Source organism: Escherichia sp. E1130 (genome assembly GCF_005781065.1).
Taxonomy (GTDB): domain Bacteria; phylum Pseudomonadota; class Gammaproteobacteria; order Enterobacterales; family Enterobacteriaceae; genus Escherichia.
In genome coordinates this window covers 87347-112358 of sequence record NZ_VATL01000016.1, presented here as the reverse complement: position 1 = coordinate 112358, position 25012 = coordinate 87347, and the positions used below count along the sequence as shown (strand labels likewise).

Genomic DNA, 25012 nt, shown 5'->3' with positions numbered 1-25012 from the left:
TTTGTTCTCCGGTTGATTACTGTTTGATGCCAGCGACTTTACGGCTGACAGCCTGGAAAGGCGCCCATGTTGCTGACGGATCGCCGATAAAGGTGCTGATACGGCGCCCGGTGGCATCGGTGCGAATGACTTCACGCAGCCCAGCGCCGGGTTCCAGGCTGGATGCCGCTGATGCCTGCGCATCGGCATAGATTTTTTTCTCCGCGATGCTCAGGAGCTGGCTGTCTGCGATGGCATGCAGATCCACTTCTTTATAATCAGGAGAATATTTCTGCAGGCGGGTCATGATGCGGCGGCGGTAGGGCAGCGCACGTTCACCCGCCATAGGTTGCGGCGCGCGTTCGCCGAAAGAGGCAAATACGCTGTCAGCTTTGCACTGGGTATCAGCGATCTCATTGCGCTCTTCGTCGCTGAGTTCCTGCGGCACACGGCTTTTCATTTCTTCCATGTCTGCGCGGATTTTCTCCAGCTCGGCGTCCGCTTTGGCCTTTTCTTCTGCCTCCGCATCAGCTTTCGCTTTTGCCTCGGCGTCAGCCTTCGCTTTTTCTTCCTCTTCCTTAATGCGGGCGGCGTCTTCATCGGCTTTAGCCTTTTCTGCGGCCTCTGCATCTGCTTTCGCTTTTTCCTCGGCGTCAGCCTTTGCGCGGGCTTCGCGAGCGTCCAGCGCCTGGTTAATGAGTGCTAATAATTTTTCTTCATCCATTTTCTGGACCTCGTTTACAAGTGTGTCGGATTTAACTCCCGTCGGTTCTCCCAGCTTGTCCCAGACGCCCTGTTCACAAATCGCAAGGTGATCTAACAATTCCGGAGTTCCTTCCAGCAGCAGCGGTTCACCGTCGACGTTGATCAGAACGTCATCGCCGCCCACCACCGTGGGGGATGTGCTCAGTTGCCGCGTTGAAAGATTCGCAGCGGCGTCGGTGTCATAGATGCGGGCCATTCCCCACACCTCATCACCCTTTATCCAGGCAAACGCGATGGTCCCGATCGTCCTTGAGGCGAATTCCTCGCTGCTGAGCGTGTTTTTCTCCGGGTGCCACCAGATAACCGGCAGCCCAGAGCACCGGGCGAGGAATTCATCCGTCAGATAGTTTTCAGGGGATCGGTAGGCGTATTGCCTGAATCTGGATCGCCAGGTAACACCCGTTCCGGTGATACGCAGCGCCCACAGGTACATATTTCTGAAAAATTGCGGGGATGTGAGTTGCCCGTGAGCGATAAGCCCGGCAACGTCCATTTCATTTAGTGGTTCGGCATCAAGCATCGCCACCATGCCGGGATGTAGCGGATCGGGCAGTTCAGCAGGAGAAAACCAGCCATAAGCTTGATTCTCCTCATTCAGAACCGCGTCGAACTGCTCAACATCATCAGCAAGATAGGTAACATAGCCATCAATCAGGGTATGCGGCGTCAGGGGGCTGGAATAATCAAACCCGCATTCTTCCATCACTTCACGCCTTGCTGCGGCTTCCGGCGTTTCGCCCTCTTCGAGTTTCCCACCCGGTACCGCCCATGAACCATCATCCCCACGCTTTACCAGAAATATTTTCCCGCCAGACTTGAACAGGATCCCGGCAGCGTAGGTTTTCACTTATCCTCCGTTTTTTATGGCCTCAAAGTTTGCAGAACGACGACCGACAGATTTGTTTCCCTCGATGAACTTTCGCCATTTTTCGGTTTTCATCTCATCAGGAAGGCTTCGGACGTTGTAGATATAGGTGAGATAGCAACGGCAGAACACCTCTTCGCCGGGCTGGGTGATTTCATCCAGATAGCCCGCCGGACCGACCTTCATGAAACCCTTTTTCATCGCCCAGTTGCCACGAATGGCGTACACCAGTAAATCACGCTCCTTATGAGGCTCACGGAAATCATAATTTGGCTGGCGCCAGTGGCTGTGCCACACCGCCGCAATCGCCCCGCCATCGGTCGCAATGATGTTATCGATATTGGCAATCAGCTTATGTGTCTGATCCACCATCACCCGGCGCTGCTCGAAATCAATCTGGCGAGCTGACTTTGCGATGTGCTGACTAGTGGCAATTGCACTCGTTCGGGAAGAAGCCGACAGGCCAACGCTGATTTCACTTATCGGTGGGATACTGGTTGCCCACCCGCTGAAACGTTGAATTGTTTTGTCGATAGCCTGCGAACGGTTGAGTTTTATCAGGCCAGCGGATGCCATGATCCGGCGGTCCAGCTCGGCGCGCAGTTTTGGCTCAAGATAATTCAGCGTGAAGCGGCTCACCCCTATGTGGCGTTTCAGCGCTTTTCCCCGGCCAATTTCCAAATCATAAGCAGCAGTTAACCGGCGACTGGTATATCGATACAAGTCATTGCCATCGACCTTATTTTCAGTGGCATTACGCAGGCGCTCAGTCCACATAATGAGGCTTTCTTCGCTGCTGTAACCGTACTCCAGAAAATGTTTAATGGCTTCACGCAGCTCTTTCACGAATGAGGCCATTATCACCATCCTCCCTATCATTGCTTGTTGAAGGTGGATCCGGAGGGAATTTCTCCAGCAGCTCATAATCCAGCTCAAGCCGATCGGCAAACAGGTTTTCGTTCATGTTGGCATTCTCACAGGCCCACTTAATAAGCGTCGCCCTGTTTTCCGGGTCTTTGGTGAGTTGCGGAAGCAGCACAGTCAACATCTCAGTGATCGCCTTAAAGCGCGTTTCATCGACTTTGACTTTTTCACTTTCCGGCTCTTTCAGAGACGAAGGCCAGACATATTCAAAATTGTTCACCCAGGAACTGAAAGCCGCCTCCCAACTGAGACTCTTGTACTCGGGCAAATCGTTTTTCAGAGCGTCGAAAAATTCAGGTGACCACGCCCGGTACTGAACGATGCGCACGAAAAAATCATAAAGCGGCTGCAAATCTTTACGTACATCGTCGATATACTGGGCGACCGCTTTTGCATCCTCTGTTCCTTCACCAAACCCGCGCGTAAACGTCTCACTGTTGAGCAGAATCGCGGGCATATCTGCCGCCGTCGCGATATTCGCCAGAATGTGGTTACGGGCAGTATCCAGCGGCTTTTCGAGGTTCTGCATGTCGAGAGATTCAATCTTGTCATTCTCTCCTACCTGCAACACGTCACCGTTACCACCGCGTTTCAACATCCAGCGTTTAATCCCGGACATTTTCTGCATCATGTTATTGACGATGGAGCTGGCCTGTTTGATGAACGCCACCAGCAGCCCGGCTTTAATCGTCACCATGTCATCAGCGCGCATCGACTGAATGAATGATTTCAGTGGATAAAGTGCACGCTGGTAAACGCTGCGCCCGGCAAACCCGAAAGACGATGGCGTGTAGGCCAGATAGATCGGATCCTCGTTCATCATCACGCAGCAACGGCTATGGTGATAAGGCTTGCCTGCCGCGGTAACGCTTCCCACTTTCTGGAAATCAGCAGAGTTAGGATCCTGATTGAGCACTACAGAACCGGCAGTGTTCAGCGGATCCAGCACGTTAAAGGTGATGGATTTTCTGTAAAGCGTATCGAACCCTGCGGCCTCGTTCGTGGGCTCGCCTTCAATGAGCATCACGACTGCGCCAACACCATAAATACGGGACTGGCGTGCAGTATTCGCAATAATGCGATCGGCTTTAATCGCTTTCCATTCCCGTTCGAACGCCTCACGCAACCGCTTCTCAGGCCCGCGCGTTACATGTACGGTTCGTGGTTCCGACATCGCCAGTTTTATCGGTCGGTCGACCATCTTTCCGCCCAGCGGGTGAAACAGGTAAATCAGCTTGCAGAGCTCATACCCCGCCTGCGCACCGGGTTCAATGCTGTCGCCCTCCAGAATCTTACTGAGGACGCCAGCATTACTACCCATGCAAATATCGTCGTCCTGCATCAGAACCCCTCTCCGTTACCCAGACCCAGCGCGACGCCGTAGTTAAAGCAATCAAACAGATCGTCGTCCTGGTCTTCTTCACCGATGATGAACTTGAGCACCTGTGTCAGAAGATGATTTTTCTTCGACTGCTTGTACTCAACGATTTTGTCAAAGGCGTATTTAGAAATGCGAACTTTCCCGGACGCCACATATCCAGAAATATTGATGGCGCGAGATTCTTTCGGCAGCGCCGTTAACTCGCTATCGATGGGGTGAACGTTCCAGCCTTCATTAGCGCCTTGTTGCAGCAGCGTAATGCCGGTGGCCTTATCCTCAATAAACAGCCCGGTGGTGCCCATGCGTGCCCGGCAGATTTCGCTAAGCTGTTTGGCCTTGTTTATCCACTGCGGCACCACATCTTTCAGGAAATAACCGTCAATCTGGATAATGTCCCAATCGAGAATGACCAGGTGAGGCGTCGGCAGCGAATTTAGCGCAAACCAGATGCACGCAGATCCGTCGTTCTGTAACTGCCCCTTCTGCGCACAGTCAACAACGCCATAAACGGTATCGCAGGCAAACGGATAATCGACAGCTTCGCCATTCTCCAGCAGCCAATCGAGTTTGAAAAAGTTCTGTCCGCGCCAGTCCACAAACTCTGCGTTATATTCCTGCTGCACAACCATCGGCGGGCGACCGTCAATAATCCTCGCCAGTGCTGCGGGGTTAATCGTTGGGTTCGCAGCTGTTGGCGCGTGGTGCTCCTCCCACCCCATCGATTTATCATTGCAGGCCTGATAGAAAAAATTCTCATCATCCACACCCTTAGGCGTACCGGCCATTACAGCATCACCGTCGAAATCCAGCAGTGTCGGCTCGATTGCCTGTTCCCAGATATCACGCATGCCTTTTTTGACCAGGCTTCCCTCATCAATGATGACTTTGTGATATTTACGGGATCGCCCAGCGTCGGGGTTATCCAGAGTCCAGAATTCGACCTGACCGCCGCCAATGGTCTCAATAATCGAATCGGTCTTACTTGAACTGGTTGTGATCGGCTTCAACAGTTCCCGAATCGCTTTGAACGACGGAAGAAGAATTTTATATGACGGGGCAAACCAACCGACTCGCATTTGTCGTGCCGCCCAGTTTCCCCCGGCCTGCTCAAGCATTGTCGTTTTGCCATAACGGCGACCAGCACGGATTACTTTTCTCTTTGCTGGAGATCGATAAATCTTTTTCTGCCCGTCGTGAAATGGCAAAAACTTAATAACGTGTTCAGTCGTCATCAGGGGAATTCACCAGTTTAATAACGATGGTCGGCTTCTCATCGCTTTTGCCTTTTCGCTTCAGCTCCGTTTCATGCTCAAGACGTTCTGCCTCAGCAGTACGTTTGCGTATTTCAAGCTCAAGCAGCCGTTGGGCCAGTTCGGTATCGGAAAGGCCTAATCTACGCATAATCGCTTCAAACATTTTTTCCCGGCTGATGGCAGTAATCTCAATGCCACCTTTAACCAGCTTCGTACCGGAATACGCAAGCCGGCCAACAGAGGAAAGTTTTGTCGTATCGGCGAAATGCGCACGCCCTACTCCGTCACCGTTACAGCGAGGACATTCAGGATTAGGTTCGTCATTATGGTTGTAACCATATCCACCAGCATCGTTAGGCTCTTTGCCTTTCTTCGCTCGAGCACCAGAGCTTTTTTCTTCAAACTCGATTGCATCACGCCACTGATAATGATGACCAAACCCCCAGCAGTAACGACAGGCACCACGCCGATATTGAGAAATCTCGTTAGCGTCGAAGGTGGCGAGCTGCCACATTTTTTCGAGCACGTCGTCTGCTTTTATTAATGTTCGGGAAAGGTGGGCTTTCTGCAGATTCGCGATTTCTTTCGCTACCCTAGTTTTCCCCAGCAACTCTGGTCCGATTTTATCGGCGTTCCTTTCGCTGTACCCGGCTCTAATCGCCGCCTGAGTCGCGTTATTATCTTTCTGATATTCGGCAATAAATTTTTTTTGCTTCGCCGTCAGCCCATTTTTTTCCGCTAACTCTTCAGCACTTTTTTCTATCTCCGAATTCGCGATTTTTTCCGAACTTTTTTTTCGCAATTTTTTTTCTGGCTTCTCGGTGATAACTCCATCTGAAGAAAGCAGCACTTTTGCCGCCTTTATCGAGATGTATGCTTTCGCCGTTCCCCATGAGTACCCTTCTCTTTCACACCACTCTTTTGGTGATATCTCCGTTCGCTTCCATTCATCAGCGAACAGGGATAATCGTTCCTCCCAGTTCGCTCTGGACATAAAGAATAATCCTCTGGTCTGAAAACTATGACTCCGGCAAGTAGCGATAGCGCATGGATCAGAAACTGATCGTTTATGCTGCCGTGAATGCAAACCTGTCGGGAAATCAGAACAAAATAAATGCCGCCTGTTGCCATGCGCTGGGTGCGCGGTGGGAGACAATGTTTAGCCTTGCATTATCGAAGCCCCTACGTGAATAGCTTCTGTAATGTCAGTCTTTGAGATATTTTTCGGTATTGTGAGTCTTTTCGCTCATCAATAGCTCCGCGCCAGTCGAAGTTACGATCGCTGAGTGGTGTGGGTGAACGCTTTCTGCCATCCATTTAATCAGTGGCTCTGCGGCTTCTGCAAAAGAGTCAACTTCCTGTTCGTAAACCGGGATGCATTTGATTTCATCAACCCGATACAACCGAACAGATTCAAGTGCCAGTGAATCAGGAGTCGGAGCTAGCGAAATAAACTCGCTACCGTGGATTTTCTCGGGGTTAATTCGCTCTTTTGAGTATCCGGTGAAAAATGGCTTCCTGGATTCAGCCATCAATACAGAAACCCCTGATTTCTGCTGTTCGAATAACTCAACCTTCCAGTATTTGACCAACTTAATTTCCATTATTTGTTCCTGTCACTTTGTCGTAGGTTCGTTCGCAGCTTGATCCTGCTGCATAGCGTTCATCAGCCTCTTTTGCATAGATGCCCGCTCTTTTGTCAGATTCGCCAAGCAGCTCGGCAAGCACTCTTGTGGTCTCGGCTTTTGCCGCGCCTGCTGCTGCAATTGCGGAAATGCGGCCGGTTTCACTTCCTGCGAGTTGCCTGCGTAGCGTGGCGAGTTGTTGCTGCAACCCATCACCAGCCCGCTGAGCAGCGTCAGCATCAGCCTGTACTTTTGCCAGTTCCTCATCTGCACGTTTTCGTTCCTCGTCTGCCGCCTGCTGACGCCGCCGTTCTTCGGTTCGCTCGGCAACCTCTCTATGTAAGGTTGCGGTTGAGTCAGCCAGATCTCGCTGTAGCCATTGTTGCTTCCAGGCAGAATCAGCCGATTCATATCCCGCGTTGAATACACGCCATAACGAAAAAGCCACCAGCAACGTGATCACCAGTGGCTTCCAGTATTTCTCGGCTATGGCAAGCAGTGCACTCATACCAGTACCGATTTCGCTTTTTCGTAGCGAGCTTTACGATCATCAAGGCCATTGGTGCCACCATTGATGATTTTTGTTACTGCCGTAATATCGCCACTGCGTTTCAGGCAGCCTTTCGAGGCAAAGAACCACGCTGCCGAACGAGCCGCATATTCGTCCTGCTCCAGCAACTGCGGAACCAGTAGCAAATCGGCACCCAGGCCAGCGCCGCAATCCCGGTAATTGTCGTGCCCGGTAATCTGAATCAGGCCGCGACCGCGATAATTCCAGCCATCGCTTTCTGCAATATTCCCCATCCGGTGGGCGTAAACAATATTTGCAATTGATTTTTGATCCGCCGGATGATCAGCAGTGCGGCCGTATTGTTGAGCGGTGTCGCCGGGGAAATACTTTCCGAAAGTTGCTTTTAAGCCATCAGCAGAATAATTCAGGTTTTCCACAATTCGTGTGAAACCTCCAGATTCATGCCCCACCTGAGCGATAAACATCGCCTGATCATCGGCAGAAGTTATGCCAAATTCAGCCATCGCCGCATCAATTGGCTGAAACCAACGCGCAGCTAACTCGGCGCTGATATTAGCCGCCTTCTGAAACTGTGATTTATTCATTGAATTACCTTAGCTATTTATCCGAACTGACTACATTCCGGTTAAAAACCCGCATCACATTCCCTTTTGCAGAAACGATAAATATGGTCAGCATTACGTTGATCACCGTTTCCGATGGATTTGCTACGGTATATTCCCCGGTAAGAATTTGGATAGTTACTGAGCCACAGGCGATGATCAGCACTAACGCCAGAAACGCGCCAATACGTTTGTGTTTCGCCCCTTTGCGCTGGAATGTACCGAGGGTTGTTGCGCTGACTGCGCAAGCGAGAGCATTAACGATCAGGAGAAATTCATTTAACGTTACCATCCCCACTCCCCCCGGATATCAGACGGCTCAGGATTGTTTTGGGGTCGATTTTCCGCAACGAAATCAGAATGCAGACACCAACCGCTGCCGCTACAGTAGCGCCAAGCCAGTTACCGATCGTTACTCCATCAGGAAAATGCTTGCCGAGCATTCCATTCAGGATTGCTGTCGTAAAATCGGCACCAAGTATGCCGATAAGAAACGACGCTACGAAATAACCGACCTGCGCAAACCTGCTCAATTCCTGCGATGACAGAACATAAACAACCGCACCTGCAAACGCCCCGACATAAACCCCCGCAGGAGTATCAGCGAAAAGGCTCGCAAAAGTAACGCTGGTCAGGGTTAACGTCGTAGCGGTGACGGCAGATACAGGTTCACCCACCATAGCCCCCTAATTTGAATACCCACTTCAGCGGGCATGAGTGATAAAAAATCCCCGAATATCCAGGAGCGGAAACGGGGAAAGGCGTTGCACTAAACGGACCTGTCAGCGGCCTTAAATAAGAAAACCCCGGCAAATGCCGGGGTCCGTTAATCGTTGCCGCTGTGAGGGTCGCGGCGCACTATCTCTTTATCAGACTACTTACGCGTTAAACCGGGCGTCAACCGTAACTCAGTGATGCTTTACGCTTTCTCTCCCTCACTACGTCGCCATGAGAGCCCGACCAGATTAACGCTGTCGTCACGTTGCCAAAATATAGTATCCAATACGGTATTTCCGTTTAGCTATTTCATTTTTCCATCCTCCAGAAACGACAAAACCCGCTTGATGGCGGGTTATTAATTTTTATCTATCGCTGCGGGTGTAGCTTCGCGAGCATAGCTGAATTCAAGCAATCCCCGCGCAACTTTGCAACCGGAATCGATCAGCTTTTTTATCGAATACATCACACATTGGTAAGTACAGCATGGCTTCTGCCATCTGCAACCAGACATCAATTCGACTTTCGCAGGTACGTAGGCACCATTCCGGGTGACGAGTATTCAGTTCTCTTGCCATAGCCTTCTTACTCATACGATCCTTGTACCGATCAACTACCAATTTAAAAAGGCGCTGATGACCAGTCCGAACTAATATTTCACCGATCACAGCATCCATTAACAGGCCTTCTTCATCGGTACAGAATGCAAGGTTGCTTTTTTCTTTTCCGGAAAGCATGTCCAGAAAATATGACATCAGTTCACCGTGATCCAGACCCGATGATTTGAGATGCCTCAACACCTGCTGAATAGCAGTTTTACTGACTTTTTTTGACGCGAGAAGGTTATTAAACATGTCACCACCTGAGCCGGATCCAATATATGACCATCGGCCCCACATACGAAGTTTCCCCTGAATCCAGACTGACTCGAGGGTGTTTAATCGCAGCATTTCACCACCCTTTCCTGTCGTTGATGGGTTAATCATATAAACGCCTCCTCTCTCCAGATTTGTTGGGTACGGAAAACACCTTCGGCGTGATATAGCCTCAGAGTGTCCTGATCAATATCGGTTTTTGCACGGCCATCGATTACGTCATGACAACAGTTGCAGGCAATTGCGCCTTGCATGTCATGTGGTTTGATTCCCATCCCGCAGGTGTCACTCATGCGATAATGGGCAAGAACGCTGGTTTCTGGATCAAAATTGCAGATACCTGGAATGCGCACAGTACACATGCGACCGCGCGCCTGTTTGGTGAGATCGATTTTCTTCATGCGGCGTAACTGAATAATTGTGAGGCGGCGTTTTCTGCAGCCTGCTGGGTGGGAAATGTGCGGAACAAAATATAATTCCATAGCACATCAAGTACGGATTTATAGAGTTGGGAAAACTCGAGATCGTCCATTTTGGCGAACGATATGGATTTGGGTTCGTTGCGGGTAGTACCGTCTGGCATTTCGTATTGAGTATAAAAACCCGCCTCAATAGTTACCCAGGCGCGAAAGGCTTCAAAGGATTTTACAGCGCTGATATTACCGGCGCGTTTTTCTGCCTCTTCACGCAGATACTGATCGGCCAGTTCCTGGAGTGTTTCTTCATGGCCAGCATAATGGGCCACCAGCTGCACATACCCACGAACCAGTTTTTTATCTGCCGGGGACATTGCACCGCCCGACGGTTGCCAGTAATCGAAACCAAGATTCAGGAGTGCAAAAAATTTACGGTGAAATGCCGCATTACGTGCCTGTTTAAAGTCTGCATATAAAACAGCACCAAGACGGAATTTTTTCTCGATAAATTCCCGTGCATCAGGTGTCGCCGGAATTAATACTCCGCCTGCTGATTTTACAAATGAATACTGCGCCATTGGTTTCCCCTTTAGCGCAGCAATTGCTCAGAAATACAGGTGCCGGGTGCTCAGTCCGGTACCATAATTATATCTTATTTTTTCCTCTTTGAACAACGACACAACCCGCTTGTTCTGCCAGCTCTAACAAAGACTTAAGCGATGCTACGTGCTCATCATCGTAGATGTTCCTGAGTGCTGTCACCTTACCATTCTTGCAGGTTATGAGAGCGCGACCGTTATCGGGGAGATGTTCCCCGACCTCCGCCTTTTTGAACATGTTCCCTCCCTCACAAGTGTGCTGTATAAACGTACAGCATATATACTCCCAAGTGGCAGTAAGTGCAAACTTTTAAAGGCACAAAACGTTAAAACATCAAGCGTGGTTATTTTGTACCAACCTGTTTAATAACGAAAAACCGACATTATCTGGCGGTTCGTCTCTAAGGTTTTAGGGTGTCGTGACATGTCACATTGTCAGTTTTACCGCAGCGATTCGCGCTGATTGATTTGATATTCCCCTTTACACGCGCATCATCCTGGCGAATGAGAAGCGCTATATATTCCCCCATTTCATACGGCGCGCGGCCTAGTCGACGATCTGCGCAGTTTCGGGCAAGCATTTCCAGTTCCTGCGCATCCAGCACCAGTTCAAGTTTCCGCCCACCAGCGGCAGACTGGCGGGCGCGCTGTGCTGCTTTGCGCTCTGCTGCTGATTTTGCCATTACGCAGCCTCCCTGCTCACGCATAGTTCAGGTAAATTAGCCCTCACCAATGCCTCAGCAAAAGGCGGAGGAACAGCGTTACCGCAGCGCGCAACCTGTTTGTCCTTCGCGTACTTCTTGCCCCGATAGTCCTGGTCGATGATGTACCACTCCGGGAAGCCCTGCGCGCGGTAAAGTTCATGCGGTTGCAGCATGCGACATCTTGTTGTGTTAGTGGAGGAACTGCAGGAGAAAGGGGTTAACTTCCGGAGCCTGACGGATAGCATCGATACGAGTACGCCGATGGGGAGATTCTTCTTTCATGTAATGGGTGCACTGGCAGAAATGGAAAGGGAGCTTATAGTCGAACGCACCCGGGCTGGTTTAGCAGCCGCACGAGCTGAAGGGCGTATTGGTGGAAGGCGCCCAAAGTTTAGTAGTGAAGAATGGGCGCAAATGGGACGATTGATAAAAAATGGAATGGAGCAAAAGCAGGTTTCAATTATCTACGATGTTGGAATATCTACGCTGTACAAAAAATTTCCTGTCGCTATGTGTGACGTTGAAAGCTAGTTGAACCTACCATGGGAGTTATGATCTTGACCCGCTATCTCCGGACCGCTTTTGTATCTTAAGTTAACGATGCCCGCTGCCGCCGGTATTCCCTCGGAGAGTAATATCCCAGCGCGCTGTGCGGGTGGTTTTCATTGTAATGCGTGAACGCTGCTGCAAGGTTTTGCAGGGCTGTTCTCACATCCGGTTTTGGCATGAACGCGATATAGTCTTCTTTCATCGTCTTCACGAACCGTTCGGCCATGCCATTACTCTGCGGACTGCTCACCGCTGTTGTACAGGGCTCAAGATTCAGCTCTCTGGCGAACCTCCGCGTTTCATGCGCAGTATACGCTGAACCGTTATCCGTCAACCACTGCACTGGTGTGTCCGGCAACCTGTCGCCGAAGCGCTTTTCCACCGACCTCAGCATCACATCCTGTACGGTCGAACTGTCGTAGCCTCCCGTGCTCGCTGCCCAGTCTATGGCCTCTCTGTCGCAGCAGTCCAGCGCGAACGTCACCCGCAGTTTTTCACCGTTGTCGCAGCCGAACTCGAAGCCGTCTGAACACCAGCGCATATCGCTTTCTGCCACCGCGATTTTTCCCTTGTGTTCACGCTTCGGTCGCTCTGGTTTGTCATGCAACAACAACAGGTTATGCTCGCTCATTATCCTGTAAAGCCGTTTGGCGTTCACCGGTGGCTCTCCCTCAGTGCGACGTTGCTTGCGCAGGATGCCCCACACGCGTCGATAACCATAACTCGGCATATCGCTGATGATATCGAGGATATCCGTCAGTATTTCAGCGTCTGCTTCGTCATTACGCCGGTTACAGCGCCTGTCCTGCCAGTCGGCAGAACGGTTAACTCGCAGTGACAGCTGCGCACGCGACACGCCCATGGTGCGGCTGACCAGGGCTATTCCCCGTCCTTTGGCAACAAGGGCGCGTGCGCTATCCATTTTCACGACTGGCCGTACTCCACCGCTTCTTTCAGGATCTCAACTTCCATCGTCTTCTTGCCCAGAAGGCGCTGAAGCTCCCGGACCTGCTTCAGAGCAGCTGTAAGCTCAGAAGCAGGAACGACTTCCTCTCCGGCCGCAACGGCGGTGAGGCTGCCTTCCTGATATTGCTTCTTCCATTTAAACAGCAGGCTGGGCTGGATACCATGCAGGCGGGCGACATGGGAGACATTCATACCCGGCTCCATCGTCTGCTGGATAATGGCGATTTTCTCCTGAGGAGTTTTACGTTTACGGACTTCTTGCCCTAACAGGATCCCGGTCATCTCAAAATTGGCGTTAGTGTTAGACATATATTCAAGCCTATCTCTTATCTGGAGATACAGCTACTGTCCGGTGTTTCTGGGGGCTACATCACCTACCATGGGAGTTATCAATACCTGCATCCATGTAGTTGATTGCCTTCTGTAACTCATTTATCAGTTCTTTTGCGCGAGTTCGTGAGATACACATAAACTGATCACACATAAACTGATCTGGGAATTCCTTTACTGGCCAATGTGGTATGCAGGCCATGTTATCGATGAATGATGCAGACAGATAGACTTCGTTTGTGAGCAGGGAATAGCTGACGTTAAAATCGGCTAATTCTTGCAGGCTGCTGACATTGGATTCTCTGTTTTTCATTACACCCTCGATACTGTGTTTTTATACAGCCACTATCCTCAATAGCAGATAATCAGTCAAGACATAGTGCATAATTTAGAAGAATATCGACGTTTGCGTTTTGCCTAATGTATTGTTTTTGATGTGCTTTTTGTATTGATGTTATTCTTTTTTATTGTGCTATGAGTTTGATTTTTAAGTATTATTTTTCGGTCTTGAAAACCGGCGACCCGAAAGGGTTCCAGAGTTCGAATCTCTGCGCTTCCGCCAAATAAGATAAGGGGTTAGCTAAATGCTAACCCCTTTTTCTTTTGCCTGTCAAAATGCTATACCACACTCAGTGGCTTAACCATCCTCTGCTAAACCTGTTCCAGATCAAATGCGTAAAGATGGGTAAAACCTCTGGGTAGCTTTCGGCATTATCATTATGCTGCTTCATTAATTACATCTGTCATAGAGAGTGACTCAATGGATCGTATTGTTAGTTCTTCACATGACCGTACATCGCTGCTTAGCACCCATAAGGTGCTGCGTAATACCTATTTTCTCCTGAGCCTGACACTGGCCTTTTCGGCGATTACCGCGACGGCCAGTACGGTTCTGATGCTGCCATCTCCGGGGCTGATTCTGACGCTGGTGGGTATGTATGGTTTGATGTTCCTGACCTATAAAACGGCGAATAAGCCGACCGGGATTATCTCCGCGTTCGCGTTTACCGGTTTTCTGGGTTATATCCTCGGGCCAATTCTGAACACCTATCTGTCAGCCGGAATGGGTGACGTAATTGCCATGGCGTTGGGCGGTACGGCATTAGTGTTCTTCTGCTGCTCTGCGTATGTGCTGACCACTCGCAAGGATATGTCGTTCCTCGGCGGTATGCTGATGGCAGGTATTGTTGTTGTCCTGATCGGGATGGTAGCGAATATCTTCCTGCAACTGCCTGCTCTGCATCTGGCGATCAGCGCGGTGTTCATTCTGATCTCCTCTGGCGCAATTCTGTTTGAAACCAGCAACATCATCCACGGCGGTGAAACGAACTACATTCGTGCCACTGTGAGCCTGTATGTGTCGCTGTATAACATCTTCGTTAGCCTGTTGAGCATTCTGGGCTTCGCCAGCCGCGATTAATCTCGCCCGCTATCTCTTTCTGAGCCTCGCTTTATGCGGGGCTTTGTTTTTTGTTACACTGCCGCCAGTCTGACTAAGGTAGTAAATAATTATGCTGATCTTCGAAGGTAAAGAGATAGAAACCGATACCGAAGGCTATCTCAAAGAGAGTAGCCAGTGGAGCGAACCACTGGCGGTGGTCATTGCAGAGAACGAAGGTATTACACTGTCGCCAGAACACTGGGAGGTGGTGCGTTTTGTACGTGACTTCTACCTGGAATTTAATACCTCTCCGGCAATTCGTATGCTGGTTAAAGCGATGGCGAATAAATTTGGTGAAGAGAAAGGCAATAGCCGTTATCTGTACCGACTGTTCCCGAAAGGCCCGGCAAAGCAAGCCACCAAAATTGCTGGCCTGCCTAAACCTGTGAAATGCATTTAACGAATACGAAAATCCGTTAACTCCCCGGAGGGATGATGCGGCTCGCTAAGCACCCGCTCCACACGCGCTGAACGCGGGCCGCCGCTTTTTAACCACTGCATTAATTTTTCCACCTGCCCTTCTTCACCGCAGGCAACGACTTCCACGCTGCCATCGTCAAGATTTTTGGCGTAACCGGTTAATCCCAATCTTTTCGCTTCGTACTGGGTGGTATAGCGAAATCCTACCCCCTGAACCCGGCCGTATACCCAGGCAATTATGCAGACTTTCGACATGACTGCTCCCCTTATCCTTAATGGACGCGTTGCAAATCCATGGAAAACTCCGGACAATGGCGCCCATTTCTTTGCATCGACAGAATAGTTAATTATGAGTGTACGTTTAGTGTTAGCCAAAGGGCGCGAAAAATCATTACTTCGTCGCCATCCGTGGGTCTTTTCCGGCGCCGTTGCCCGAATGGAAGGTAAAGCCAGCCTCGGAGAAACCATCGATATTGTTGATCATCAGGGAAAATGGTTAGCACGCGGCGCTTATTCGCCAGCATCGCAAATCCGTGCGCGCGTCTGGACGTTTGACCCGTCAGAATCCATCGACATTGCCTTTTTTACTCGCCGTTTACAACAGGCGCAAAAGTGGCGCGACTGGCTGGCGAAAAAAGATGGCCTCGACAGCTATCGTTTAATTGCTGGCGAATCTGATGGCCTGCCTGGCATTACTATCGACCGCTTCGGCAATTTTCTGGTGCTGCAACTGCTGAGTGCTGGCGCAGAGTATCAGCGCGCGGCATTAATTAGCGCCCTGCAAACGATCTATCCGGAGTGCGCAATTTACGACCGCAGCGACGTCGCTGTACGTAAAAAAGAAGGTATGGAGCTGACCCAGGGCCCCGTTACCGGCGAGCTGCCGCCTGCCCTGCTGCCGATTGAAGAACACGGTATGAAGCTGCTGGTGGACATTCAACACGGCCACAAAACGGGCTACTACCTGGACCAGCGTGACAGCCGCCTGGCTACCCGCCGCTACGTTGAAAATAAACGCGTACTCAACTGTTTCTCCTATACCGGTGGTTTCGCCGTCTCGGCATTAATGGGTGGATGCAGCCAGGTAGTCAGCGTCGATACTTCGCAGGAAGCCCTGGATATCGCGCGGCAGAACGTTGAGCTGAACAAGCTGGATCTGAGCAAGGCTGAGTTTGTCCGTGATGACGTCTTTAAATTGCTGCGTACCTATCGCGATCGCGGTGAAAAATTTGACGTTATCGTGATGGACCCGCCGAAGTTTGTTGAGAATAAAAGCCAGTTGATGGGCGCATGCCGTGGCTATAAAGACATCAACATGCTGGCCATTCAGCTGTTGAATGAAGGCGGAGTTCTCCTGACTTTCTCATGTTCTGGCCTGATGACCAGCGATTTATTTCAGAAAATCATCGCTGACGCCGCAATTGATGCCGGTCGTGATGTACAATTTATAGAGCAGTTCCGTCAGGCCGCCGATCACCCGGTGATCGCTACCTACCCGGAAGGGCTATATCTGAAAGGGTTTGCCTGTCGCGTCATGTAACTTGAAAAGTGAAATTTTGCCCATATATCAAAGGTAAAGATTTCCCGGGAGGTGACTATGATTGCCAGCAAATTCGGTATCGGCCAGCAGGTCCGCCATTCCCTGTTAGGTTATCTCGGAGTGGTCGTGGATATCGACCCGGTTTACTCGCTCTCTGAACCGTCGCCTGATGAGCTGGCGGTGAATGACGAGCTTCGCGCCGCTCCGTGGTATCACGTGGTGATGGAGGATGACAACGGCCTACCGGTTCATACCTACCTGGCTGAAGCCCAGCTAAGTAGCGAATTGCAGGATGAACATCCAGAGCAACCGTCAATGGATGAGCTAGCGCAGACTATCCGCAAACAACTCCAGGCGCCGCGTCTGCGTAACTAATCCTCATAAACATGCCCGGAAGGTTTTCGCCTTCCGGGTATTTTTTTATTTCGCCAGGCCCAGACGAGGGATCTCAATCGCCGGGCAGCGATCCATCACCACGTTTAGCCCTGCATCACGCGCCAGCACTGCCGCCTGTTCATTTATAACACCCAGCTGCATCCATAAGGTTTTCGCACCAATAGCGATCGCCTCCTGCGCCACACCCCATGCTGCTTCTGAATTACGGAAAACATCGACCATATCCACTTTTTCCGGAACCTCCGCCAGCGTGCCGTAACCTTGCTGGCCTAACAGCGTTTTACCGGCGACCTTTGGGGAGACGGGAATAACGTGATAGCCCTGATCGAGCAGATACTTCATTACGCGATAACTTGGACGATCGGGTTTGTCACTTGCTCCCACCAGCGCAATGGTGCGAGTGGACGTTAAAATGCCTGCAATATCGGTTTCTTTCATCATTTCCTCCAGACTATTTACCAAAGTGTACGACAATCCCGACATGCCAACCATGTAGCTACTACGAATGTATGAGAGCAAAAGCAGAAAACATGTCTATATGTTAGTAAGTATGATTAAAGAAAAATTTTGATACATTATTAGTCGGGCGGTCTTTGGACAGGAGCTACCTATGAAAACCGGCATTATGACCACCTTGATTGCACTGTGTTTGCCGGTATCCGTTTTTGCCACCACACTGCGGCTATCCAGCGATGTTGATCTCCTGATACTCGACGGCAAAAAGGTTTCCAGTTCTCTGCTTCGCGGTGCTGATAGCATCGAACTGGATAATGGACCACATCAGTTAGTGTTTCGCGTTGAAAAGACAATCCATCTTTCCAGTAACGAAGAACGACTTTATATCTCCCCGCCGCTGGTCGTTAGCTTTAATACCCAGCTCATTAGTCAGGTGAATTTTCGTCTCCCTCGCCTGGAGAATGAACGAGAAGCGAACCATTTTGACGCAGCGCCGAACCTTGAATTGTTAGATGGCGATGCGACGCCGATTCCGGTGAAGCTGGATATTCTCGCCATTACCTCTGCCGGGAAAACAATCGATTATGAGCTGGAAGTCGAACGCTATAACAAATCCGCAAAACGCGCTTCGCTACCGCAATTTGCCACTATGATGGCGGACGACAGTACACTGCTCTCCGGCGTTTCGGAACTGGATGCGATTCCTCCGCAGTCACAGGTGCTCACTGAACAACGGCTGAAGTATTGGTTTAAACTGGCTGACCCACAAACGCGTAATAACTTTCTGCAATGGGCGGAAAAACAACCTTCTTCCTGAGATTTTTGTGCCTGTGCGCAGGCTTTTTCAGTCTTTATCTTGCAGCGATAAGTGCTTACAGTAGTCTGTAGGAAAGTTAACTACGGATGTAAATTATGGAACTGACAACTCGCACAATGGCGGCGCGTAAACATATTGCGCTGGTGGCACATGATCACTGCAAGCAAATGCTCATGAGCTGGGTGGAACGGCATCAGCCGCTTCTGGAGCAGCACGAACTTTATGCAACGGGCACCACGGGTAACTTAATTTCCCGCGCGACAGGAATGAACGTCAACGCGATGCTGAGCGGCCCGATGGGCGGCGATCAGCAGGTTGGCGCATTGATCTCAGAAGGGAAAATTGATGTGCTGATTTTCTTCTGGGACCCGCTGAATGCTGTACCACACGACCCCGACGTGAAAGCGTTGCTGCGTCTGGCGACGGTGTGGAACATTCCGGTCGCCACCAACGTGGCAACGGCTGATTTCATCATCCAGTCACCACATTTCAACGACGCTGTAGATATTCTGATCCCGGATTATCAGCGTTATCTCGCAGAACGCCTGAAGTAAGTTCGCACAGGCGGCACTCGCCGCCTGTTTCTTACGGTTTCCTTGCTACCGGTACATCCAGTTTTTTCAGGTCGTCCACAAAGGGAGAAGGATTCTCTTTGCTGAACAGTACCCAAACCCGATGCCGTGCGCGAGTGAGCGCAACGTACATTAATCGCCGTTCTTCGGCGTCCGGATAGTCCTCTACTGGCGGCAGTAGCGCCTCTTCCATAATGGACTCACGCGCCACAGCCGGGAAGCCATCACTCCCCTCCTGCAAACCAACGATGATGACGTAGTCGGCCTGTTGCCCTTTGCTGGCATGAATGGTCATAAAGTCGATTTGCAGCTTCGGCCAGCGCGTCGTGGCTTTATCCAGAGTAACGGGCTTCAGATGATGGTAACGCGCTAGTACCAGAATGCGCTCTTCGGGTTTGACATAACCAGATAGCTTGTCCAGTAAAGCGTCAAGCTGACTCTCATCCAACAAGGTGACGGCTTTTTTGTCACCATTCGTTAAGCTATTCAGCGGTTTTTTCAACTGATTAGGGTTCTGCTGAATAAAATGGTTTGCCACCTCTCCGATACGGCTATTGAAACGGTAAGTCGTGTCTAAATCACAGCGATCGCCTTCACCGAAGTTTTCATGGAAGGCCGTGGTGAGCGACATTTGCGCGCCGCTGAAGCGGTAAATAGCCTGCCAGTCATCGCCAACGGCAAACAACGTTGTCTGACTATTTTGTTTACGCAATGCTGCCAGCAAGGCCGCTCGCTGTGGGGAGATGTCCTGGAATTCATCAACCAGAATATGTTTCCACGGGCTGATAAACCGCCCTTTCTCAAGGATAGCAATCGCCTGATGAATCAGACCTGAAAAATCGACAGCGTTTTCCGCTTTCAGCGCACCTTTCCAGGCTTTCAGCAACGGTGCCATCAATTTGATTCGTTTACTGAACAGTTCCCGAATCTCTTCTGGCGCACTGGCAATCATTTCAGCCTGCGCGCCACCGTGCATCCGCATCAGACTGACCCAGCGATCGAGGCGAGATGCGAGACGACGCTGCAATTTTTCATCATCCCAGAAGTTGCCTTCTGGCACTGACCACTGCAGTTCTTCCATCAACCATTGTCGCCAGCCCTTCGCCTGTGCTTTCTTTTCACTACACTGCTTACGCCACTCAGCAATAAAGAGTTCATGGCGGGCTGCGGTGTCATTTTCCAGGTTGCTGACTGTCGGTACTTTTTTGCTACCTTGCTGAATAATATGCAGGGCCAGAGAATGAAACGTGCGCGCGGTAATCTCTTCGGTATGCAGCCGTTCGCGGATCCGCTCGTCCATCTCTTCCGCCGCTTTTCGACCAAACGCCAGCAATAAAATTTGCTCGGGTGATGCTTCACCACGCGCCAATAACCAGCCAGCGCGCGCCACCAGCACAGACGTTTTTCCGCTTCCTGCGCCAGCCAGCACTAACAGGGAATGCTCACCATTAACCACCGCCCGGGCCTGCGCCGGATTAAGCGGTGAAGACTCAACCTGACGGAAAAAATCCGCATATTCGTTAAGCATGGTTTCGGTATACGCCTGATTATGCTGCAACCGACTGGCTTCAATATCTTTCAGCCAGGCCTGACATTTGCGCCACGCCTCACGACAGTTATCAAATTCCTCCAGGCGATTAACCGGTAATGGCAACGCTGACAAAGCCTGACGAATTTGTTGCTGTACCCCAGTGGTTTGCTCCCGCGTCAGCCATTTATTTTCTCCAGTGCGAGCAGCAATAAGATCCAGTTGTTGCTGCAATACGCCAGCGGCAATTTCGCTCATTTCCTCGCTCCAGCGCCGCCAGTGAGCATCAAGATGATGGTGAAAACGCTGCGTCTCTGCCCATTCAGTGCCATGCAGACGCACGACTTTTTCATCAGGCAATACAAATTCCAGCTCACCCCATACCAAACCACGTTTGCAGTGAATAGCCAGTAATTGATTGAAAGGAATAAGGTATTCGTGGCGATCGCCGGAAACTTTTATCCCGGCATTGAGGATCACCGCCCGATCGTAAGGGTGCTGTGCCAGACGTTTGCCAAGAGTTGTCGCTTTCAGTTCCATGTCTCTGTAGATCCACACGATGTCATTTCTTATCAGTGTAACCGCCAGAGAAAACGTGCTCCAGCCCAAAAAAACGTTACAATTGCCGCCCATTACTGAAAACCACAGTAAAGCGAGGTTTTATGCGTACCGTTTTGAACATTCTGAACTTTGTGCTTGGCGGATTCGCCACCACTCTTGGCTGGCTGTTAGCGACCCTGGTCAGTATTGTGCTGATTTTCACCTTACCGCTGACACGGTCCTGCTGGGAGATAACCAAACTGTCTCTGCTGCCTTATGGCAATGAAGCTATTCATGTCGATGAACTAAACCCGGCAGGCAAAAATGTGCTGCTTAACACTGGCGGTACGGTGCTGAATATTTTCTGGCTGGTTTTCTTCGGCTGGTGGCTATGTCTGATGCATATCGCAACAGGTATCGCGCAATGCATTTCCATCATTGGTATTCCGGTTGGTATTGCGAACTTTAAAATTGCCGCTATTGCACTGTGGCCGGTCGGACGCCGCGTGGTATCGGTAGAAACAGCTCAAGCTGCGCGTGAAGCCAATGCACGTCGCCGTTTCCAATAATCCAACATTATGGCCTTTATGCTAAGTCCTTTGCTCAAACGCTATACCTGGAACAGCACCTGGCTGTATTACGCGCGCATTTTTATCGCACTTTGCGGCACCACTGCGTTTCCGTGGTGGCTGGGTGATGTAAAACTTACGATTCCGCTGACTCTCGGAATGGTGGCGGCAGCACTGACCGATCTCGACGACCGACTGGCGGGACGTCTGCGTAATCTCATTATTACGCTGTTCTGTTTTTTTATTGCCTCGGCTTCAGTAGAGCTGTTATTTCCGTGGCCCTGGCTGTTCGCCATTGGTTTAACGCTCTCCACCAGCGGCTTCATTTTGCTCGGCGGTCTGGGTCAACGCTATGCGACCATCGCCTTCGGTGCATTGCTGATTGCCATTTACACGATGCTGGGAACCTCCCTGTATGAACACTGGTATCAGCAGCCTATCTATCTGCTTGCTGGTGCGGTTTGGTACAACATCCTGACGCTTATTGGTCATTTGCTGTTCCCTGTCCGCCCGTTGCAGGACAACCTGGCACGTTGTTACGAACAACTGGCGCGGTATCTGGAACTCAAGTCACGTATGTTTGATCCTGATATTGAGGATGAAAGCCAGGCACCGCTGTATGATTTGGCGCTCGCCAACGGGCAACTTATGGTGACGCTGAACCAGACGAAAATCTCGTTGCTGACCCGCTTACGCGGCGACCGCGGTCAGCGGGGAACGCGTCGTACACTACATTACTATTTTGTAGCGCAGGATATCCACGAGCGGGCAAGCTCTTCACATATTCAGTATCAAACGCTGCGAGAACATTTTCGCCACAGCGATGTGCTGTTCCGCTTCCAGCGCCTGATGTCGATGCAGGGACAAGCTTGCCAACAATTGTCACGCTGTATTTTGCTGCGTCAGCCTTATCAGCACGATCCACATTTTGAACGCGCTTTTACGCATATTGACGCCGCACTTGAGCGGATGCGCGAAAATGGTGCGCCCGCCGATCTGCTAAAAATACTGGGATTCCTGCTGAACAATTTACGTGCCATAGATGCCCAACTGGCGACTATTGAATCAGAACAAGCCCAGGCGCTGTCCCCCAATGCAGACGAAAATGAACTCGCCGACGACAGCCCTCGCGGGTTTAGCGATATCTGGCTGCGTCTTAAACGTAACTTAACGCCGGAGTCTGCACTATTTCGCCATGCAGTGAGAATGTCGCTGGTATTGTGTGTTGGTTACGCCATCATTCAGATAACCGGAATGCATCACGGGTATTGGATCCTGCTGACAAGTCTGTTTGTCTGCCAGCCAAACTATAACGCCACGCGCCACCGTCTGAAGTTAAGGATTATTGGTACGTTGGTGGGTATTGCGATTGGTATTCCTGTGCTGTGGTTTGTTCCGTCACTGGAAGGACAACTGGTGCTGCTGGTGATTACCGGCGTGCTCTTTTTTGCCTTCCGTAACGTGCAATACGCTCATGCAACGATGTTCATTACGCTTCTGGTGTTACTGTGCTTCAACCTGCTGGGTGAAGGTTTTGAAGTCGCGCTGCCTCGCGTAATCGATACGCTGATCGGCTGTGCAATAGCATGGGCGGCGGTGAGCTACATCTGGCCCGACTGGCGGTTTCGCAATCTGCCGCGAATGCTTGAACGCGCGACGGATGCTAACTGCCGTTATCTCGATGCCATTCTTGAGCAATATCATCAGGGGCGTGACAACCGTCTGGCGTATCGTATTGCCCGACGCGATGCTCACAACCGTGATGCTGAACTGGCGTCGGTGGTGTCGAATATGTCCAGTGAACCGAACGTCACACCGCAAATTCGCGATGACGCGTTCCGTTTACTGTGCCTTAACCATACTTTTACCAGCTATATTTCTGCCCTCGGCGCACACCGCGAGCAGTTAACCAACCCTGAAATTCTGGCGTTTCTTGATGACGCAGTTTGCTATGTTGATGACGCGCTACATCATCAACCTGCCGATGAAGAACGCGTCAATCAGGCATTAGCTGGCCTGAAACAGCGGATGCAACAACTTGAACCGCGGGCAGACAGCAAAGAACCTCTTGTCGTACAGCAAATCGGGTTACTGATTGCATTACTGCCAGAAATTGGCCGTCTGCAACGCCGGATTACTCAAGTTCCTCAGGAAACTCCTGTTTCGGTGTAATAGAATCTGCCCATTCTGCAAGCTCCTGGCGGCGTGCCACCGGGAGCGCAGCTTCATGAATACCGATAATTGCGCCTTCAAGCATGAACAGAATCTTTTCTGTCACCAGACTGTTATGCTGCCGTAGCCGCAACCAGCACATTTTCGCCCCAAGTATACGTAGCGCCCGAACATCCTTAATCCCCACTTCCCCGAGAATCGCTTCCAGGTGATAAGACATATTGGGCAAATCTTTCAGCCGTTGCTGGGTGTCGCGCGTACTTTTCTCTTTAAGCGCAGCGTCCAGCGAATATTTCGACAACCGCACCAACTTCTGTTGATTCCGCCATAAGCTTTCATCAACCCGGTAGTAATTGAGAGTAACGGGACGGCCACACTTTTTGTATGTCAGCCAGACTGGTGGATGTTTTACACAGTACTGTGCGCTTTGCTCACAAGCCCGAAGATACAACTCACCATCAGAAACCATCGCAAACACTGTATCGTCAACGGTCAGACTGTAACTGCCAAACAACGATCGATATTCAATAGTGCCTAACGTCGACAGGTATTCTTGTGACTTATAGATCCGCTTGTAGGAGAGGCTTTTCATAAAATTCCTTTTAAAATCATAATATAAAAGAATGATTCACATTAACGGATCCGTTAAATACGAAAATAGGCAACTTATTCTCAAGGGGCAAGATTAATTTAAGTTTTCAGGTCACCAACGACAAAAATTGCGAGGCTCTTTCCGAAATTTGTGTTGATCTTTGTTGTCACTGGATGTACTGTATATCCATACAGTAACTCACAGGGCTGGATTGATTATGTACACTTCAGGCTACGCAAATCGTTCTTCGATGTTCTCCTCCACAGCAAGCAAAATTGCGCGTGTCTCTACGGAAAACACTACAGCCGGGCTAATTAGTGAAGTTGTCTATCGCGAAGATCAGCCCATGATGACGCAACTCCTGCTTTTGCCATTATTACAGCAACTCGGCCAACAATCGCGTTGGCAACTTTGGTTAACGCCGCAACAAAAACTAAGTCGTGAATGGGTTCAGGCAGCGGGACTACCCTTAACTAAGGTGATGCAGATAAGCCAGCTTTCCCCTTGTCACACCGTGGAATCGATGGTTCGTGCTTTGCGTACGGGAAATTACAGCGTAGTGATCGGTTGGTTGGCAGACGATCTGACAGAAGAAGAGCATGCTGATCTTGTTGATGCCGCCAATGAAGGTAACGCAATGGGGTTTATTATGCGTCCAGTAAGCACACACTCTCACGCCACGAGACAACTTTCTGGGCTAAAAATTCACTCAAATTTGTATCATTAAGTAAATTTAGGATTAATCCTGGAACTTTTTTTGTTAACCCGTAGACGCTTTCACTTGTCACTAATTTTACTTGTGGAGGCTTGTCTGAAGCGGTTTCCGCGATTTTATCCTGTAAAGTATCGTTAACAAAAAAGGTTAAACGCACCTTATACAAGTCTTT

Annotated in this window: 29 protein-coding genes and 2 pseudogenes; 10 read left to right on the top strand and 21 right to left on the bottom strand. The window is 50.3% G+C overall.

From position 1 onward, the window contains the following. Positions 1 to 16: 16 nt before the first annotated feature. The 15 genes and pseudogenes from FEK66_RS15895 to FEK66_RS15820 all read right to left on the bottom strand — a co-directional run. Positions 17 to 1591, bottom strand: coding sequence for an NUDIX hydrolase (locus FEK66_RS15895; protein ID WP_135493651.1), 1575 nt, complete (start codon positions 1589 to 1591; stop codon positions 17 to 19). Further along, positions 1592 to 2467: a hypothetical protein gene (locus tag FEK66_RS15890; RefSeq protein WP_135493650.1), complete on the bottom strand. Its 876-nt coding sequence runs from the start codon at positions 2465 to 2467 to the stop codon at positions 1592 to 1594. Further along, positions 2439 to 3878, bottom strand: coding sequence for a phage portal protein (locus FEK66_RS15885; protein WP_240782895.1), 1440 nt, complete (start codon positions 3876 to 3878; stop codon positions 2439 to 2441). Before FEK66_RS15885 ends, FEK66_RS15890 begins: the two co-directional genes overlap by 29 nt. Continuing rightward, a complete protein-coding gene (locus tag FEK66_RS15880) occupies positions 3875 to 5146 on the bottom strand; it encodes a hypothetical protein (protein ID WP_135493648.1) in 1272 nt (423 codons plus the stop codon). The genes FEK66_RS15885 and FEK66_RS15880 overlap by 4 nt, the downstream gene beginning before the upstream one ends. Continuing rightward, positions 5136 to 6161, bottom strand: a complete 1026-nt coding sequence (locus FEK66_RS15875) for a terminase small subunit (RefSeq protein ID WP_138211497.1) — start codon at positions 6159 to 6161, stop codon at positions 5136 to 5138. The genes FEK66_RS15880 and FEK66_RS15875 overlap by 11 nt, the downstream gene beginning before the upstream one ends. 211 nt (positions 6162 to 6372) lie before the next feature. After that, positions 6373 to 6771, bottom strand: a complete 399-nt coding sequence (locus FEK66_RS15870; protein ID WP_135493647.1) for a hypothetical protein — start codon at positions 6769 to 6771, stop codon at positions 6373 to 6375. Continuing rightward, on the bottom strand, positions 6761 to 7300 hold the full coding sequence (locus FEK66_RS15865; RefSeq protein ID WP_135493646.1) for a DUF2514 domain-containing protein: 540 nt from the start codon (positions 7298 to 7300) through the stop codon (positions 6761 to 6763). The genes FEK66_RS15870 and FEK66_RS15865 overlap by 11 nt, the downstream gene beginning before the upstream one ends. Continuing rightward, complete coding sequence (locus FEK66_RS15860; RefSeq protein WP_135493645.1) at positions 7297 to 7908, bottom strand: glycoside hydrolase family 19 protein; 612 nt, start codon at positions 7906 to 7908, stop codon at positions 7297 to 7299. The genes FEK66_RS15865 and FEK66_RS15860 overlap by 4 nt, the downstream gene beginning before the upstream one ends. A gap of 13 nt (positions 7909 to 7921) precedes the next feature. Beyond that, positions 7922 to 8218: a phage holin family protein gene (locus tag FEK66_RS15855; protein WP_167854221.1), complete on the bottom strand. Its 297-nt coding sequence runs from the start codon at positions 8216 to 8218 to the stop codon at positions 7922 to 7924. Further along, a complete protein-coding gene (locus FEK66_RS15850; protein WP_135493643.1) occupies positions 8202 to 8606 on the bottom strand; it encodes a putative holin in 405 nt (134 codons plus the stop codon). Before FEK66_RS15850 ends, FEK66_RS15855 begins: the two co-directional genes overlap by 17 nt. A 444-nt stretch (positions 8607 to 9050) precedes the next feature. After that, on the bottom strand, positions 9051 to 9629 hold the full coding sequence (locus tag FEK66_RS15845; protein WP_135493642.1) for a DUF1133 family protein: 579 nt from the start codon (positions 9627 to 9629) through the stop codon (positions 9051 to 9053). Next, the gene (locus tag FEK66_RS15840) at positions 9626 to 9919 is read right to left on the bottom strand and encodes a DUF1364 domain-containing protein (protein ID WP_135493641.1); all 294 of its coding nucleotides are present in this window, start codon (positions 9917 to 9919) and stop codon (positions 9626 to 9628) included. Before FEK66_RS15840 ends, FEK66_RS15845 begins: the two co-directional genes overlap by 4 nt. Continuing rightward, on the bottom strand, positions 9916 to 10512 hold the full coding sequence (locus FEK66_RS15835; RefSeq protein WP_135493640.1) for a DUF1367 family protein: 597 nt from the start codon (positions 10510 to 10512) through the stop codon (positions 9916 to 9918). The genes FEK66_RS15840 and FEK66_RS15835 overlap by 4 nt, the downstream gene beginning before the upstream one ends. A gap of 422 nt (positions 10513 to 10934) precedes the next feature. Beyond that, on the bottom strand, positions 10935 to 11216 hold the full coding sequence (locus FEK66_RS15825; protein ID WP_135493638.1) for a hypothetical protein: 282 nt from the start codon (positions 11214 to 11216) through the stop codon (positions 10935 to 10937). After that, positions 11216 to 11413: pseudogene (locus tag FEK66_RS15820) on the bottom strand (DNA cytosine methyltransferase); the annotation flags it as partial. The gene FEK66_RS15825 and the pseudogene FEK66_RS15820, both read right to left, overlap by 1 nt. Between FEK66_RS15820 and FEK66_RS15815 the strand changes: the two are divergent. Next, positions 11406 to 11768 (top strand): annotated as a pseudogene (locus FEK66_RS15815) (recombinase family protein); the annotation flags it as partial. The pseudogenes FEK66_RS15820 and FEK66_RS15815 sit on opposite strands and share 8 nt — an antisense overlap. A 58-nt stretch (positions 11769 to 11826) precedes the next feature. Here the strand turns inward: FEK66_RS15815 and FEK66_RS15810 are convergent. Next, positions 11827 to 13034 (bottom strand): IS3 family transposase gene (locus FEK66_RS15810; RefSeq protein WP_135493668.1). Its coding sequence is split into 2 segments (ribosomal slippage): positions 11827 to 12713 and positions 12713 to 13034, totalling 1209 coding nucleotides; the frame shifts between segments, so codons are not numbered across the junction. Between the two features lie 88 nt (positions 13035 to 13122). Continuing rightward, positions 13123 to 13395, bottom strand: a complete 273-nt coding sequence (locus FEK66_RS15805) for a hypothetical protein (protein WP_135493636.1) — start codon at positions 13393 to 13395, stop codon at positions 13123 to 13125. 447 nt (positions 13396 to 13842) lie between these two features. Here FEK66_RS15805 and yccA point away from each other — a divergent pair, with 447 nt between their 5' ends. Both yccA and tusE read left to right on the top strand, forming a co-directional pair. Further along, a complete protein-coding gene (gene yccA / locus FEK66_RS15800) occupies positions 13843 to 14502 on the top strand; it encodes an FtsH protease modulator YccA (protein WP_000375136.1) in 660 nt (219 codons plus the stop codon). 91 nt (positions 14503 to 14593) lie between these two features. Further along, the gene (gene tusE, locus FEK66_RS15795; protein WP_000904443.1) at positions 14594 to 14923 is read left to right on the top strand and encodes a sulfurtransferase TusE; all 330 of its coding nucleotides are present in this window, start codon (positions 14594 to 14596) and stop codon (positions 14921 to 14923) included. On the opposite strand, the gene yccX is transcribed toward tusE, so the two are convergent. Next, positions 14920 to 15198: an acylphosphatase gene (gene yccX / locus FEK66_RS15790; protein WP_000048252.1), complete on the bottom strand. Its 279-nt coding sequence runs from the start codon at positions 15196 to 15198 to the stop codon at positions 14920 to 14922. The genes tusE and yccX overlap by 4 nt on opposite strands. A gap of 94 nt (positions 15199 to 15292) precedes the next feature. Between yccX and rlmI the strand changes: the two genes are divergently transcribed. Then, complete coding sequence (gene rlmI, locus FEK66_RS15785) at positions 15293 to 16483, top strand: 23S rRNA (cytosine(1962)-C(5))-methyltransferase RlmI (RefSeq protein WP_130205389.1); 1191 nt, start codon at positions 15293 to 15295, stop codon at positions 16481 to 16483. A gap of 57 nt (positions 16484 to 16540) precedes the next feature. Continuing rightward, positions 16541 to 16858 (top strand): heat shock protein HspQ, encoded by a 318-nt coding sequence (gene hspQ / locus FEK66_RS15780; RefSeq protein WP_001295356.1) that lies wholly within the window; start codon positions 16541 to 16543, stop codon positions 16856 to 16858. 45 nt (positions 16859 to 16903) lie between these two features. Here the strand turns inward: hspQ and FEK66_RS15775 are convergent, their stop codons facing one another. Beyond that, entirely contained in the window at positions 16904 to 17317 is a 414-nt protein-coding gene (locus tag FEK66_RS15775; RefSeq protein ID WP_064528416.1) for a CoA-binding protein, read from the bottom strand. Positions 17318 to 17489: 172 nt separating this feature from the next. Between FEK66_RS15775 and FEK66_RS15770 the strand changes: the two genes are divergently transcribed. Together FEK66_RS15770 and mgsA are read left to right on the top strand one after the other, a co-directional pair. Further along, positions 17490 to 18152 carry a DUF2057 family protein gene (locus tag FEK66_RS15770; protein WP_130205387.1) on the top strand — a complete coding sequence of 221 codons (663 nt, stop codon included), beginning with the start codon at positions 17490 to 17492 and terminating at the stop codon, positions 18150 to 18152. Positions 18153 to 18247: 95 nt separating this feature from the next. Continuing rightward, positions 18248 to 18706: a methylglyoxal synthase gene (mgsA, locus tag FEK66_RS15765; protein ID WP_064528411.1), complete on the top strand. Its 459-nt coding sequence runs from the start codon at positions 18248 to 18250 to the stop codon at positions 18704 to 18706. Between the two features lie 31 nt (positions 18707 to 18737). On the opposite strand, the gene helD is transcribed toward mgsA, so the two are convergent. Beyond that, a complete protein-coding gene (helD, locus tag FEK66_RS15760) occupies positions 18738 to 20792 on the bottom strand; it encodes a DNA helicase IV (RefSeq protein ID WP_135493667.1) in 2055 nt (684 codons plus the stop codon). 122 nt (positions 20793 to 20914) lie between these two features. Between helD and FEK66_RS15755 the strand changes: the two genes are divergently transcribed. Further along, positions 20915 to 21361, top strand: a complete 447-nt coding sequence (locus tag FEK66_RS15755) for a YccF domain-containing protein (protein WP_032161476.1) — start codon at positions 20915 to 20917, stop codon at positions 21359 to 21361. A gap of 9 nt (positions 21362 to 21370) precedes the next feature. Then, positions 21371 to 23533: a YccS family putative transporter gene (gene yccS / locus FEK66_RS15750; protein WP_130260791.1), complete on the top strand. Its 2163-nt coding sequence runs from the start codon at positions 21371 to 21373 to the stop codon at positions 23531 to 23533. Here the strand turns inward: yccS and sxy are convergent. Further along, positions 23496 to 24125: a CRP-S regulon transcriptional coactivator Sxy gene (sxy, locus tag FEK66_RS15745; RefSeq protein ID WP_130205381.1), complete on the bottom strand. Its 630-nt coding sequence runs from the start codon at positions 24123 to 24125 to the stop codon at positions 23496 to 23498. The genes yccS and sxy overlap by 38 nt on opposite strands. 217 nt (positions 24126 to 24342) lie before the next feature. Here sxy and sulA point away from each other — a divergent pair, with 217 nt between their 5' ends. Then, positions 24343 to 24852, top strand: a complete 510-nt coding sequence (sulA, locus tag FEK66_RS15740) for an SOS-induced cell division inhibitor SulA (protein ID WP_064528402.1) — start codon at positions 24343 to 24345, stop codon at positions 24850 to 24852. The last annotated feature ends 160 nt before the right edge of the window (positions 24853 to 25012 follow it).